The sequence below is a fragment of the Streptomyces candidus genome (genome assembly GCF_014207445.1).
Lineage (GTDB): Bacteria > Actinomycetota > Actinomycetes > Streptomycetales > Streptomycetaceae > Streptomyces > Streptomyces candidus.
The window spans coordinates 248,117-262,648 of record NZ_JACHEM010000002.1 but is presented as its reverse complement, the minus strand read 5'-3'; the positions used below and the strand labels follow the sequence as shown (position 1 = coordinate 262,648).

Below are 14,532 nucleotides of genomic sequence, written 5' to 3'. Positions count from 1 at the left end.
CAGGCACCCGGACGGGCACCGCCCGACCGTATGACAGGTGTCCCCCGACACCCCGAGCCCGGCGACGGAACGTTCCGTCGCCGGGCTTCTGTCATACACAGATACCCTGGGCAAGTGACCGACGCCCAAGAGACCGCAGCAGAAGCAGACCTGCGAACCACCGGGGGCGCTCCCCCGGACGACGTCGAACCGGCGCCGATCCCGTTGCTGGCACCACGCGAGGGCGTTCCCCCCGTGGTGGCGACGCAGGAGGCCCTCGACGAAGTCATCGCCGCCTTCGCGGCCGGAACCGGCCCCGTGGCCGTGGACGCCGAACGCGCGTCCGGCTACCGGTACGGGCAGCGGGCCTACCTCGTGCAGCTGCGCCGCGAGGGTGCGGGCAGCGCGCTGATCGACCCGGTCGGCTGTCCCGACCTCACCGCCCTGGGCGACGCCATCGCCGACGCGGAGTGGGTGCTGCACGCGGCGACCCAGGACCTCCCGTGCCTGCGCGAAATAGGCATGATCCCCACCCGCATCTTCGACACCGAGCTGGCGGGCCGCCTTGCGGGCGTTCCGCGCGTCGGCCTCGGCGCGATCGTCGAAAATCTCCTCGGGTACGCCCTGGAGAAGGGCCACTCCGCCGTCGACTGGTCCACCCGCCCGCTCCCCGAACCGTGGCTGCGCTACGCCGCCCTCGACGTGGAGCTCCTCGTCGACCTGCGCGACGCCCTGGAGAAGGAGCTGGACCGCCAGGGCAAGCTGGACTGGGCCCTGCAGGAGTTCCGGGCGATCGCCGAGGCGCCGCCCGCGCCGCCGCGCAAGGACCCGTGGCGCCGCACCTCGGGGATGCACAAGGTCCGCGGCCGTCGTCGGCTGGCGGTCGTCCGGGAGCTGTGGCCCGCCCGCGACGCGATCGCGCAGCGGCGCGACGTGTCGCCCGGCAAGGTGCTGAGCGACTCGGCGATCGTCGAGGCCTCGCTGGCCGTACCCCTCAACGCCAACGCGCTCGCCGCCCTGCCGGGCTTCGGCAACCGGATGAGCCGGCGCCAGCTCGAGCAGTGGCAGGCGGCGATCGACCGCGCCAAGGCCCTGCCCGACATCGAGCTCCCTCAGCCGGGACAGGCGGTGGCGGGCCCCCCGCCGCCCCGCTCCTGGGCCGACAAGGACCCTGCCGCGGCGGCCCGGCTCTCGGCAGCACGGGCGGCGGTCTCGGCGCAGGCCGAGGAGATCAACATGCCGCAGGAGAACCTGGTCACCCCGGACACCGTGCGCCGGGTCTGCTGGGAACCGCCGAAGCCCGCGACGGAGGAGAAGGTGGCCGAGGCGCTGGCGTCGTACGGGGCGAGGCAGTGGCAGATCGAGCTGGTCGCCCCACTCCTCGCGAAGGCCCTCGCCGCCACCGCGCCCGCTCCGGTGGAGGAGTCCTGACCTCCGTACCCCGCACTCCGCAGCCCCCGGCCGTCACCACGGCCGGGGGCTGCCGTGCGCAACGGGGCGGGCAACGGCGTCCGAATGCCGCGTCCGGAGTGTGACCTTCACCGCTCCGGCCGTGGGGACTGGGCAGCTTGGTTACTCGTAAGTAGCATGATGGGTGTGCGGACGCGTCCACCTCGGCGTATCCGTACACCGGCAGCAGCACACCCCGCACCCCGGAGGAGAGCCAATCGTGCCTCGTACCGTCAGGGACGTCGTCTTCGTCGACGGCGTCCGCACCCCGTTCGGCAAGGCGGGCCCGAAGGGCATCTACCACGAGACCCGGGCCGACGATCTCGTCGTGAAGGCGATCCGGGAGCTGCTGCGCCGCAACCCGGACCTCGACCCCGCACGCATCGACGAGGTCGCCCTCGCCGCGACCACGCAGATCGGCGACCAGGGCCTCACCCTGGGCCGCACCGCGGGCATCCTCGCCGGCCTGCCGACGAGCGTCCCCGGCTACTCGATCGACCGCATGTGCGCCGGCGCGATGACCGCCGTGACGGCCGTCGCGGGCGGCGTGTCCCTCGGTGCGTACGACATCGCCGTCGCCGGTGGTGTCGAGCACATGGGCCGCCACCCCATGGGTGAGGGCGTCGACCCCAACCCGCGCTTCGTCTCCGACAAGCTCGTCGACGAGTCGGCCCTCTTCATGGGCATGACCGCAGAGAACCTGCACGACCGCTACCCCGGCATCTCCAAGCAGCGCGCCGACGAGTACGCGGTGCGCTCGCAGGAGAAGGCCGCCAAGGCGTACGCGGACGGCAAGATCCAGGCCGACCTGGTGCCGGTGGCCGTGCGCCGCACGAACGCCGAGGCAGGCGAGACCGGCTGGGGCCTGGCCACCGCCGACGAGCCGATGCGCCCGGGTACGACCCTGGAGTCCCTCGCGGGCCTCAAGACGCCGTTCCGCCCGCACGGCCGCGTCACCGCCGGTAACGCCGCCGGTCTGAACGACGGCGCCACCGCGTCCCTGATCGCCGCCGAGGACGTCGCGCGCGAGCTCGGCCTCCCGGTCAAGATGCGCCTGGTCTCGTACGCCTTCGCGGGCGTCGAGCCCGAGGTCATGGGCATCGGCCCGGTCCCGGCGACCGAGAAGGCCCTCGCCAAGGCGGGCCTGACGATCGGCGACATCGGCCTGTTCGAGATCAACGAGGCCTTCGCCGTGCAGGTGCTGGCCATGCTCGACCACTTCGGCATCCCCGAGGACGACGCGCGGGTGAACCAGTACGGCGGCGCCATCGCCTTCGGCCACCCCCTCGCCTCCTCCGGCGTACGTCTGATGACGCAGCTGGCCCGGCAGTTCGAGGACCAGCCGCACGTCCGCTACGGCCTGACGAGCATGTGCGTCGGCTTCGGCATGGGCGGAACGGTCATCTGGGAGAACCCGCACTTCGACGGAGGCAACAAGTGAGCACCCCTACCTCTGAGCTCTTGAAGGGCGCGGCCGAGCTGTTCCCGGACGAGGTCGTCACCCAGGCGCACGTACGCCACCTGGAACTCCCGGGCGGCGGGGGCAACTTCGCCCTCATCACCCTGGACAACGGGCTGGACCACACCAAGCCGACCACCTTCGGCCCCCAGTCGCTGGCGAACCTCGACGCCGCCGTCGACCAGGTCGAGAAGGAGGCCGCCGAGGGCACCATCGTCGGCATCGGCATCACCGGCAAGCCGTTCATCTTCGCGGTCGGCGCCGACCTCAAGGGCGTGGAACTGCTGAAGCGCCACGAGGACGCGCTCGCCATCGGCAAGGGCGGCCACGACGTCTTCCGCCGCCTCTCGCACCTCGCGGTCCCCACCTTCGCGTACTACAACGGCGCGGCGATGGGCGGCGGCGTCGAGGTCGGCCTGCACTGCTCGTACCGCACCGTCTCCTCCTCGATCGCGGCGTTCTCGCTGCCCGAGGTCTTCCTCGGTCTGGTCCCGGGCTGGGGCGGCTGCGCCCTTCTGCCCAACCTGATCGGCGCGGACAAGGCCGTCTCGGTCATCATCGAGAACTCGCTGAACCAGAACCGCCAGCTCAAGGCCGGACAGGTCTACGAGCTGGGCATCGCCGACGCGATCTTCGAGGGCGCCGACTTCCTGGAGCAGTCGCTCATCTGGACCTCCGCGGTCCTGCGCGGCGAACTCCAGGTGCAGCGCCCGGAGATCGACCGCGGCGAGGCGTGGGACGCGGCCGTGGCCCGTGGCCGCTTCGTCGCCGACTCCAAGGTGCACGGCGCGGCCCCGGCCGCCTACCGCGCGCTGGACATCATCGAGGCCGCCAAGTCCGGTGACCTGGCCGCCGGCTTCGACGCCGAGGACCAGGCCCTCGCCGACCTGATCATGGGCGGCGAACTCCGCTCCGGCATCTACGCGTTCAACCTGGTCCAGAAGCGCGCCAAGCGCCCGGCCGGTGCCCCGGACAAGTCCCTGGCGCGCCCGGTCACCAAGGTCGGCGTCGTCGGTGCGGGCCTGATGGCCTCGCAGCTCGCCCTCCTGTTCCTGCGCCGCCTGGAGGTGCCGGTCGTCCTGACCGACATCGACCAGGAGCGCATCGACAAGGGCGTGGGCTACGTCCACACGGAGATCGAGAAGCTCCGCGGCAAGGGCCGGATCAACCAGGACAAGGCCAACCGCCTCAAGGCCCTGGTCACCGGTGTCCTGGACAAGGCCGAGGGCTTCGCCGACGCCGACTTCGTCATCGAAGCGGTCTTCGAGGAGATGTCGGTCAAGCAGCAGGTGTTCGCGGAGGTCGAGGCGGTCGCCCCCGCCCACGCGATCCTCGCCACGAACACCTCCTCCCTCTCCATCACCGAGATGGCGTCGAAGCTCCAGCACCCCGAGCGGGTCGTCGGCTTCCACTTCTTCAACCCGGTCGCGGTCCTCCCGCTGCTGGAGATCGTCCGGGGCGAGAAGACGGACGACGCGTCGCTGGCCACCGCCTTCGGTGTCGCGCGCAAGCTGAAGAAGTCGGCCGTCCTGGTCAAGGACGCCCCGGCGTTCGTGGTCAACCGCATCCTGACCCGCTTCATGGGCGAGATCCAGAACGTCATCGACGAGGGCACCCCGGTCGCCGTCGCCGAGAAGGCCGTCGAGCCCCTCGGTCTCCCGATGTCGCCGCTGGTCCTCCTGGAGCTGGTCGGCCCGGCCATCGGCCTGCACGTCTCCGAGACCCTGAACCGGGCCTTCCCGGACCGCTTCACGGTCTCGCCGAACCTGGCCGCCGTGGTCAAGGCCGGCAAGCGCGGCTTCTACGTCTACGACTCGGGCAAGCCCGAGCTTGACCCCGAGGTCGCCGCGCTCCTCAAGCAGGGCGACTCCGTCCTGACCGAGGAGCAGGTCCGCACCCGGGTCATGGACGCGGTCGCGCAGGAGATCCGCCTGATGCTCGACGAGGGCGTCGTGGCCGAGCCCCAGGACATCGACCTGTGCCTGATCACCGGCGCGGGCTGGCCCTTCCACCTGGGCGGCATCACGCCGTACCTGGACCGTGAGGGCTACTCGGAGCGCGCCACCGGCAGGAAGTTCCTGGCGCAGGGCGTGGCGAGCGTGCCCGCGTAGCGTTCGCGAGGAAGGGGCCGCACCGGTGACATCCGGTGCGGCCCCTTCGTCGTACGGCGCGGGTTCGGGGCGTGCGAGGCTGGGCCCATGACAGCTGTCCAGCCTGCGCAGACCCTCGTCGTCGTCGATGCCGCCAACGTCGTCGGGTCGGTGCCCGACGGCTGGTGGAAGGACCGGCGCGGTGCGGCCGAGCGGCTGCGGGACCGGCTGCCCGCGTACGCCGCGGACGGGGTCGCCGGGTGGCCGGGACCCGTCGAGATCGTGCTGGTGGTGGAGGGCGCGGCCCGGGGCGTGGAGTCCGTGCCGGGCGTGCGGGTCGTGGCGGCATCCGGGAGCGGGGACGACCGGATCGTGGAGGTCGTCGCGGGGCGCGATCCGGCGCAGGACTGCGTCGTCGTCACGGCGGACCGTGAGCTGAGGCGTCGGGTGGAGGCCCACGGGGCGCGGTGCGTGGGCCCGCGGACGGTACGCGGGTAGCGGCCCCCGCGGCCCTGCGCGGTACGGCGCCCGCCCGTCGGGCCGCGTTCGCGCGTACGTGAGGGCCGCTGTCCGGAGCCGCTCCGCCTGTCAGGGTGTGTGCGCGCGTACGTAGATGACCGCGCCGTCGAGCGTTCCGGCCCGTACGTACGACTCCTGCAGGATGCGCCGCAGCGTCGGCAGCCGTTCCGGGGAGTACGGCTTGCCCCGGGAGTCGTCGACGACGAGCGCCGGGGGGTGCGCGGCGAGTTCCGCGCGGAGGGTCGGCCAGCTGCCTTCGACTCCGTACTCCTCGCCGACCAGGGAACCGGTGCCGCGTCCGCCACTGAAGTTGGTGAGCAGGCCCGCGGTCAGGTAGCGGCTCGCGGGGGTGCGGTCGGCGAGCCAGTACGTCTCCGGGTGCATGCCCCAGATCAGGACGCGGTCGCCCGGGTCCGTGCGCGCACGGATGGTGTCCGCGAGGCGTCGGGCGTGCGCGAGTTCGGGCCGGGGAGCCAGGAAGCCCCAGGTCACGAAGACCGCGCAGGCGAGGGCCGTGAGGGTGAGGGCGGTGGTCGTCCAGCGGCGCGGCAGGGCTTGCAGGGCGGCGGTACCCAGCAGGACCAGGGGCGGCATGAGTTGGAGATAGTAGTGCCCGAAGAAGTGGAAGCCGGTCATGACGGCGACCGCGGACGCGGCGAACCAGAGCCACAGGTCGGCGGTGGGGGCCTTCGGGCGGCGCAGGAGGGGAAGCAGGAGGCCGAGGCCCGCGCCCGCCAGGATCGCCGCGTTGCCGAGCCCCCGGCCCAGGGCGTGCAGCCCGGAGCCGGAGAGGTCGGCGTACGAGCCCGAGCCGGTGACCACCCAGAACAGGAAGCGGGAGGGCCCGGTGGCCAGGGCCACCGCGGCCACCGGGACCGCGAATCCGGCGAGGGTACGGAGCAGGGCCCGGCCCCGGGCCCCGTCGGCCGTGGACCGGAGCAGCCACAGGACGGGAACGAGGACCGCGCCGCCGGTCTGCTTGGTCAGGAGGGCGGCGGCGACTGCCGCCCCGGCCGCGACCCAGTACCCGCGGTCGGCGCACCACATCGCCAGCGCGGTGAACGGCAGCATGAAGAGCCCGAAGGCCGCCGCCTGGGTGTCCTCCGGAGGCATGCCGACCGACAGGAGTACGAAGCCGACGCCGGCCACTGCCCCGGCCCGGTCGCCCCAGCGGCGGCGGGCGAGGGAGGCGAGGAGGGCGGCCGTGGCGAAGACGGCGAGGACCGCGAGGACCTTGAGCGGGACGAGGGTGGCGTCCCCGAAGAGGACGAACGCCGCTTCGTACAGCCAGGGCAGGAAGGGGGGCTTGCGGTCGACGACCGTGTCGTAGAGCACTCCCCCGGCGGCGAGCCGGCGGGCCTGGGTCGCGAGGAAGCCTTCGTCCGGGTTCCACAGGGGGTGGAGGAAGGAGGGGAGTCGGGTGAGGGTTGCCAGGACGAGGAGGGTGGGGAGCAGGCGCCGCCAGTAGGGCCCGGGGGTGGTGGGGGGTGCTGGGGTATGCGGGGGCGTGCGTGAAGGCGTGCGGGTGGGATCGGGCTGCTCGGCGGGCATGGGGGCAAAGTTATCGGACGGGTGCGGGGCGCTTCGTGTGGGGGGCGTGGGCGGTGCGGGCTCGTGGCTACGGGAGCCGTGCATGAGGTGGGGGCGCCGCCCGGTGGAGGGCCGCCCCCTGGCCCGCCCTCCCCAGGCACTCGGCTTCGCCAGGGGACCCCCGCGCCCACGGCGGCGGCCCCGCGGCCCCCGCAGTCCGAGGGGACGACCGCGTGGGGGCTAAAGGGCGCTTCGGGTGGCTCGGTCGAGCTTGCTGTGGCGTTTGCCGTAGACGAAGTACAGCACCACACCGACCAGCATCCACACCCCGAACCGCAGCCACGTCTCGCCCGGCAGGTTCAGCATCAGCCAGAGGGAGGCGAGGACGGAGAGGGCGGGGATCAGCGGGACCAGCGGGGTGCGGAAGGAGCGCGGCAGGTCGGGGCGTTTGCGGCGCAGGATGACGACGCCGATCGCGACCACGACGAAGGCGAAGAGCGTGCCGATGTTGACGAGTTCTGCGAGTTCGTCGATGGAGGTGAAGCCGGCGACGACCGCGACGAGGCCGCCGAGGAGGATCGTCGAGCGGTACGGGGTGCCGAAGCGCGGGTGGACGTGCGAGAAGGTCTTCGGAAGGAGGCCGTCGCGGCTCATCGCGAAGAAGACGCGGGACTGGCCCAGCAGCAGGATCATGCAGACCGAGGTGAGGCCGACGGCCGCACCGAAGCTGATCAGGCCCGCCCAGAAGGGGTGGCCGACCGATTTGAACGCGTCGGCGAGCGGGGCGTTCGTCGACAGTTCGCTGTACTTCTGCATGCCGGTGACGACAACCGAGACCGCCACGTACAGCAGCGTGCAGATGATGAGGGAGCCGAGGATGCCGCGCGGCACGTCGCGCTGCGGGTTGCGGGTCTCCTCGGCGGCGGTGGCGACGATGTCGAAGCCGATGAACGCGAAGAAGACGACGGCCGCCGCGGTGAAGACGCCCATCACGCCGAAGCTGGTCGGGGTGAAGCCGAAGAGGCTCTGGACGAGGGGGGCGGTCAGACCGCTGCCGCCCTCGGCGTCCTGGGCGGGCGGGACGAAGGGCGTGTAGTTCGAGCCGGTGATGAAGAAGGCGCCGACGATGATGACCAGCAGCACGACGGTCACCTTGATGCCGACGACGATGCTGGTCACACGCGAGGAGAGCTTCATGCCGGCGACCAGGATCGCGGTGAGGAGGAGGACCAGGACGCAGGCCAGCAGGTCGAAGCCGAACTGTCCGTCGTGGGTGCCGGAGAGGACGTCGGGGAGGTGGATGCCGGCCGTGTCGAGGAGCGAGCGCATGTAGCCCGACCAGCCGACCGCGACGACCGCGCAGCCGAGCGCCAGCTCCAGGACGAGGTCCCAGCCGATGATCCAGGCCGGCAGCTCACCGAGGGAGGCGTACGAGAACGTGTACGCGGATCCCGCGACCGGGACGGTCGAGGCGAACTCGGCGTAGCAGAGGGCCGCCAGACCGCAGACGACACCCGCGACGACGAAGGCGAGGGCGACGGAAGGGCCCGCGGTCTCCTTGGCGATCTTGCCGGTGAGGACGAAGATGCCGGTGCCGATGATGACACCGACACCGAAGACCGTGAGGTCGAAGGCGGAGAGGGACTTCTTGAGCGCGTGCTCCGGCTCTTCGGTGTCCTGGATCGACTGTTCGACGGTCTTGGTGCGGAAGACGCCGTTCTGCCTGGCGCCCGCTGCTCCCTGGTGGTCCCTGGATCCTTGGTGTTCCGTGCTCACCGCAGCACCTCCGCCGGTCGGGTCGTCCCCACCTCTGTGTGGAGGGTCACCCGCAATCATCGTGATCATTCGTGCGGGTCCGCGACTGCGCGAACATGTTTTCACCCGATGGGGCGAAGGTGCGGAGAAGTCCGGGCCGGAGGGTTTCCCTCCGGCCCGGACACAGGTGACCGCGTCGGTGCGTCAGTCGCGCGCGACCTCTGCCGTCGCGCTCTCCAGGCGGCCGTCGAGCTTCGCGACCAGGCCGGTGACCTGGCGGGCGATGTCCGGGGCGGTCAGCCCGATCTCGGCCATGACCTCCTTGCGGGAGGCGTGGTCCAGGAAGACCGGCGGGATGCCGAAGTCGCGCAGCGGGACGTCCACGCCCGCGTCGCGCAGGGCCTGCGCGACGGCGGAGCCGACGCCTCCGGCGCGGGAGTTGTCCTCGACGGTGACGACGACCCGGTGCTGCTCGGCGAGCGGGGCCATCGCCTCGTCGACCGGCTTGACCCAGCGGGGGTCGACGACGGTGGAGGAGATGCCCTGTGCGTCCAGCAGGTCGGCGATCTCCAGGCACATGGGGGCCAGGGCGCCGATCGACACGAGGAGGACGTCGGGGCGGGCCGCGTCGGCGGTGGGCCTGCGCAGGACGTCCATGCCGCCGACCTTGCCGACGGCCTTGACGGCCGGACCGACCGCGCCCTTGGAGAAGCGGACGACGGTCGGGGCGTCCTCGACCTGGACGGCCTCGCGGAGCTGGGCGCGGACCTGGTCGGCGTCGCGCGGGGCGGCGATCCGCAGGGTCGGGACGACCTGGAGGATCGACATGTCCCACATGCCGTTGTGCGAGGCGCCGTCGGTGCCGGTGACGCCGGCCCGGTCCAGTACGAAGGTCACACCGCACTTGTGGAGGGCCACGTCCATGAGGACCTGGTCGAAGGCACGATTGAGGAATGTCGCATACACGGCGAAGACGGGGTGCAGGCCGCCCGTGGCGAGACCCGCCGCGGAGACGGCACCGTGCTGCTCGGCGATGCCCACGTCGTACACCCGGTCAGGGAACGCCTTGGCGAACCTGTCCAGGCCGACCGGCTGCAGCATGGCCGCGGTGATCGCGACGATGTCCTTGCGCTCCTTGCCGAGCTTGACCATCTCCTCGCCGAAGACCGAGGTCCAGTCGACGCCGGAGGAGGCGATCGGCAGGCCGGTGTCCGGGTGGATTTTCCCGACGGCGTGGAAGCGGTCCGCCTCGTCGGCGAGGGCGGGCTGGTAGCCGCGGCCCTTCTCGGTGAGGCAGTGCACGATGACCGGGCCGCCGAAGCGCTTGGCGCGCTGCAGGGCGGATTCGAGTGCTTCGATGTCGTGGCCGTCGATCGGGCCGACGTACTTGATGCCGAGGTCCTCGAACATGCCCTGCGGGGCGATGAAGTCCTTCAGGCCCTTCTTCGCGCCGTGCAGCGTGTCGTACAGCGGGCGGCCGACGACCGGGGTGCGCTCCAGCAGGTCCTTGCCCTTGGCGAGGAAGCGCTCGTAACCGTCGGTGGTGCGCAGGGTCGCCAGGTGGTTGGCGAGGCCGCCGATGGTGGGCGCGTAGGAGCGCTCGTTGTCGTTGACGACGATGACCAGCGGGCGGTCCTTGGCGACGGCGATGTTGTTCAGCGCCTCCCAGGCCATGCCGCCGGTCAGCGCGCCGTCACCGATGACGGCGACGACCGCGTCGTCCTTACCGAGCACCTGGTTGGCCTTGGCCAGGCCGTCGGCCCAGCCCAGGACGGTCGAGGCGTGGCTGTTCTCGATGATGTCGTGCTCGGACTCGGCGCGCGCCGGGTAGCCGGAGAGGCCGCCCTTCATCTTGAGCCGGGTGAAGTCCTGACGGCCGGTGAGGAGCTTGTGCACGTAGCTCTGGTGGCCGGTGTCCCAGAGGACCTTGTCCTTCGGCGACTCGAAGACACGGTGCAGGGCGATGGTCAGTTCGACCACGCCCAGGTTCGGGCCCAGGTGGCCGCCGGTCTTGGACACCTCGTCGACGAGGAAGGTCCTGATCTCCGAAGCGAGCTGGTCGAGCTCCTCCGGGGTCAGCCGGTCCAGATCGCGCGGTCCCTTGATGCGGGTCAGCAGCGCCACCCGTGCCTCCTAGCGGTTGAACTGGCTTACGTGCACATCAAGTGCGTGGACGGTCGTGCCGATCTGCCGAGTCTAATGTTCCGCGCGCGGCGGCGGTCGGCGGGATGTGCGAACTGTGTCACTCGTACGGACCCATGTACGCACGAATGTGCCCGGCACCTGGGTGTCGGTGCCGGGCACATTCAGGTTTGACTGCTATGCGACCACGTCAGGGCGCTAGGCGCGACCTGCTGTTTTCTGGGTCTTGCGGGACAGCGAGTCGATCACGACGGCGGCGAGCAGCACCGCCCCGGTGATCATGTACTGGATCTCGCTGGCCATGCCGAGCATGTTCAGGCCCTGCTGGATCGCCTGGATGACGATCATGCCGAGCAGTGCGGACCAGACCTTGCCCCGCCCGCCGAAGAGGCTGGTGCCGCCGATGACAGCTGCGGCGATGACGAGCATCAGGGTGTTGTTCGCACCGACGCTCTTCGTGGCGCCGCCCGAAAGGCTGGCGAGGAAGAGCCCTCCGAAGGCGGCGAGCAGCCCGGACAGGCCGAAGACGGTGATCCGGATCCGGTCGACGCTGATGCCCGCACGGCGGGCGGCCTCGGCGTTGCCGCCGACCGCGAAGACCTGACGGCCGAAGGTGGTGCGGCGGGCCACGAAGTCCGCGATCAGCAGCACCGCGAGGAAGAGCACCAGGGCGAGCGGCAGGCCGCGGGCGCCCTGCGGCTCGTTCAGGACGTACGCGACGACCAGGCACAGCACCGCGACGACGCCGGTGCGAAGGGCGATCTCGCTGGTCGGGCGGGCGGGCAGGGCTGCTGCCCGGCGACGCTTGCTGTCCAGGAACTGCGAGAGGCCGTAGAGCAAGATCGCGGCGATCGCCAGGCCGTACGCGGCGATCTTGTCCTCGAAGTAGTAGCTCGTCAGGTTCTCGACGAAGCTGCCGGACGGGGTGTTGATCGAGCCTTCCTTGCCCATCAGCCAGATCTGGAAGCCGCTCCAGCCGAGGAAGCCGGCCAGGGTGACGACGAAGGCCGGGACGCCGATCTTGGCGAAGAAGAAGCCGTTCAGCAGACCGAGGGCGAGACCGGCGAGCAGCGCCACGGCGATGGCGACCCAGCCGTTCCAGCCGTTGGAGACCTGGAGAACCGCCCAGATCGCTGCGCCGACGCCCGCGATGGAGCCGACCGAGAGGTCGATCTCGCCGAGCAGCAGGACGAAGACGATGCCCACCGCCATGATGCCCATGCCGGAGCTGTAGACGGCGATGTTGGCGAGGGAACTGGCGGAGAGGAAGCTGCTGTTCTGGGTCTGGAAGACGATCGCGATGACTATCAGGCCCAGCACGACGGGCAGCGAACCGAGCTCGCCACCGCGCACCTTGCGGGTGAACTCCGTCAGGTAGCCCTTGAAGCCCTCTTCGCGGACCAGCAGACGGGGGTCGACGGCGGGTGCCGCCGGGGCTGCTGCGGCGTCCGCCTCGGGGGCCTCGGACTTTTCGGGGGTCTTGGCGAGGTCGCTCACTTCGCGTCCTCCTTCGCTGCCGTGGCCGTGACCGAAGCCGTGGCGGTACGCGCCTTGCGGCGGGTCACGGCGTTGTCCGTGGCGCCGGTGATGGCGGAGATGATCACTTCGTGGGAGGTCGTCTTCACGTCGAAGACGCCGTTGTTGCGGCCGAGGCGCAGGACCGCCACCTTGTCCGCGACGGCGCGCACGTCCTCCATGTTGTGGCTGATGAGGATGACACCGTGGCCGCGCTCGCGCAGCCGCTCGACCAGGTCGAGGACCTGAGCGGTCTGCTCGACGCCGAGGGCGGCGGTCGGCTCGTCGAGGATGACCACCTTGGGGTCGCCGACCAGGGCGCGCGCGATGGCGACGACCTGGCGCTGACCGCCGGAGAGCGAAGCGACCGGGATGCGGACGCTCGGAATGCGGATGGACAGGGTGTCCAGCAGTTCCTTGGCGCGCTTCTCCATCGCGATCTCGTCGAGGATCGTGCCCCGGCGGATCTCGCTGCCGAGGAAGAGGTTGGCGACCACGTCGAGGTTGTCGCAGAGCGCCAGGTCCTGGTAGACGGTGGCGATGCCGAGGTTCTGGGCGTCCTGCGGCCGGTTGACGTGCACCGGCTTCCCGTCCCACTCGATGGCGCCCTCGTCGATCGGGTGGACGCCCGAGATCGTCTTGACGAGGGTGGACTTGCCGGCGCCGTTGTCGCCGACGAGGGCGACCACCTCGCCGGGCTGGATCTCCAGGTCTACATCGGTCAGCGCCTGGACGGCGCCGAACCGCTTGGAGACTCCGCGCAACGCCAGCACGGGCGTAGCGGACACGTGAATCATCTCCTTCGCCGCCTGACCGGCGGGGATGGTGGTGCATGGTGCACAAGGACTTGCGAGGAGGGGGCGCCGCCGGTGTCCCGCCCGTGCGGGGGCGGGAGACCGGCGTCGGCTGGGTACGGGAGGCCCGGCCGCGGGGCCCGTCGGCGTCCGTACCGGAGGGGCGAGCTACTTGATTCCCGCCGCTTCACAGGCCTTCTTGAAGTCGGCCGTGCAGATCTCGGACGCCTTGTAGACCTCGTCCTTGATGACGGTGCTCGCGATGTTGTCCTTGGTGACGACCTGCGCGTCGTACAGCTTGGACGGCGTGGCCTTGAACTCGCCGCTGATGCTGTCGACCTTGGTCGGCGCAAGGTCGTCGAACTTCTCGCCCTTGAGGATGCGCACCGCGATCTCGGCGGTGGTCTCGGCCTCCGGCTTGATCTGCTTGTAGATCGAGAAGGCCTGGTCGCCCGAGAGGACGCGCTGGAGACCGGCGAGCTCGGCGTCCTGACCGCCGACCGGGACCTTGATGTTCTGCTTCTTCAGGGCGGTGATGATGCCGCCTGCCATGCCGTCGTTGGCCGAGTAGACGCCCTGGAAGCCGTCCTTGCCGAGGGAGTCGATGGCGGCGCCCATCTTCTTGTTCGCCTCGTCCGGGGACCAGTCCGGGATGTCCTGGGTGTAGACGATCTTCTTCGTCTCCTTCTTCAGGACGTCTTCGGCGCCCTTCTTGAAGAAGCCGGCGTTCGGGTCGGTCGGCGAGCCGTTGATCATGACGACGTTGGCGTCCTTGGCCTTGTCGCCCAGGGCCTTGACCAGGGCCTCGCCCTGCAGGTTGCCGATCTTCTCGTTGTCGTAGCTGACGTACGCGGAGATCGGGCCCTCGGCCAGACGGTCGTACGCCACGACCTTCACGCCCTGCTTGGCGGCGGTGGTGATCCAGGACTTGGTGGCGTTGAAGTCCACCGCGTCCAGGATGATCACCTTGACGCCCTGCGTGACGAGCGCATCGAACTGCTTCTTCTGGGTCTCGATGTCCTGCGCGGCGTTGTTGTACTTGACCTCGCAGTCCGAGCAGAGCGCCTTGATCTTCTTTTCGATGATCGGGCGGTCGAAGGTCTCGTAGCGCGTGGTCTTGTTCTCGGGCAGCAGCAGACCGATGGTCTTGCCGAGACCGCCGTCCTTGCCTGCGCCCTCACCCTTGTCGCCTTCGCCGGCCTTGCCGCAGGCGGAGAGCGAGACGGCCATCGAGATCGCGGCCGTGGCTATGACGACGCGACGCGTCATTGCGTTCATGTGGTGTGCCTCCCTGACGAGG

At 70.6% G+C, this 14,532-nt stretch carries 10 protein-coding genes; 4 read left to right on the top strand and 6 right to left on the bottom strand.

All coding sequences use genetic code 11. The features are described 5' to 3' along the window. The first annotated feature begins 114 nt into the window (after positions 1 to 114). The 4 genes from HNQ79_RS04150 (at position 115) to HNQ79_RS04135 (ending at position 5,475) form a co-directional block, all read left to right on the top strand. Entirely contained in the window at positions 115 to 1,410 is a 1,296-nt protein-coding gene (locus tag HNQ79_RS04150) for a ribonuclease D (RefSeq protein WP_185026995.1), read from the top strand. 238 nt (positions 1,411 to 1,648) lie between these two features. Then, on the top strand, positions 1,649 to 2,869 hold the full coding sequence (locus tag HNQ79_RS04145) for a thiolase family protein (RefSeq protein WP_185026993.1): 1,221 nt from the start codon (positions 1,649 to 1,651) through the stop codon (positions 2,867 to 2,869). Then, positions 2,866 to 4,998: a 3-hydroxyacyl-CoA dehydrogenase NAD-binding domain-containing protein gene (locus tag HNQ79_RS04140; protein ID WP_185026972.1), complete on the top strand. Its 2,133-nt coding sequence runs from the start codon at positions 2,866 to 2,868 to the stop codon at positions 4,996 to 4,998. The genes HNQ79_RS04145 and HNQ79_RS04140 overlap by 4 nt, the downstream gene beginning before the upstream one ends. A gap of 87 nt (positions 4,999 to 5,085) precedes the next feature. Continuing rightward, positions 5,086 to 5,475, top strand: a complete 390-nt coding sequence (locus HNQ79_RS04135; RefSeq protein WP_185026970.1) for a PIN domain-containing protein — start codon at positions 5,086 to 5,088, stop codon at positions 5,473 to 5,475. Between the two features lie 90 nt (positions 5,476 to 5,565). Here HNQ79_RS04135 and HNQ79_RS04130 read toward each other — a convergent pair whose 3' ends face one another. The 6 genes from HNQ79_RS04130 to HNQ79_RS04105 all read right to left on the bottom strand — a co-directional run bounded on the left by HNQ79_RS04130 (position 5,566) and on the right by HNQ79_RS04105 (position 14,510). Beyond that, a complete protein-coding gene (locus HNQ79_RS04130) occupies positions 5,566 to 7,047 on the bottom strand; it encodes a glycosyltransferase family 39 protein (RefSeq protein ID WP_185026968.1) in 1,482 nt (493 codons plus the stop codon). Between the two features lie 219 nt (positions 7,048 to 7,266). Continuing rightward, complete coding sequence (locus HNQ79_RS04125) at positions 7,267 to 8,802, bottom strand: amino acid permease (protein WP_373312468.1); 1,536 nt, start codon at positions 8,800 to 8,802, stop codon at positions 7,267 to 7,269. A 183-nt stretch (positions 8,803 to 8,985) separates the two neighbouring features. Beyond that, entirely contained in the window at positions 8,986 to 10,905 is a 1,920-nt protein-coding gene (gene dxs / locus HNQ79_RS04120) for a 1-deoxy-D-xylulose-5-phosphate synthase (protein ID WP_185026966.1), read from the bottom strand. A 216-nt stretch (positions 10,906 to 11,121) separates the two neighbouring features. Further along, positions 11,122 to 12,420 carry a sugar ABC transporter permease gene (locus HNQ79_RS04115; protein WP_185026964.1) on the bottom strand — a complete coding sequence of 433 codons (1,299 nt, stop codon included), beginning with the start codon at positions 12,418 to 12,420 and terminating at the stop codon, positions 11,122 to 11,124. Continuing rightward, a complete protein-coding gene (locus HNQ79_RS04110) occupies positions 12,417 to 13,235 on the bottom strand; it encodes an ATP-binding cassette domain-containing protein (protein ID WP_185026963.1) in 819 nt (272 codons plus the stop codon). Before HNQ79_RS04110 ends, HNQ79_RS04115 begins: the two co-directional genes overlap by 4 nt. 165 nt (positions 13,236 to 13,400) lie before the next feature. Next, positions 13,401 to 14,510, bottom strand: a complete 1,110-nt coding sequence (locus HNQ79_RS04105; protein WP_229923210.1) for a substrate-binding domain-containing protein — start codon at positions 14,508 to 14,510, stop codon at positions 13,401 to 13,403. Positions 14,511 to 14,532 lie beyond the last annotated feature (22 nt).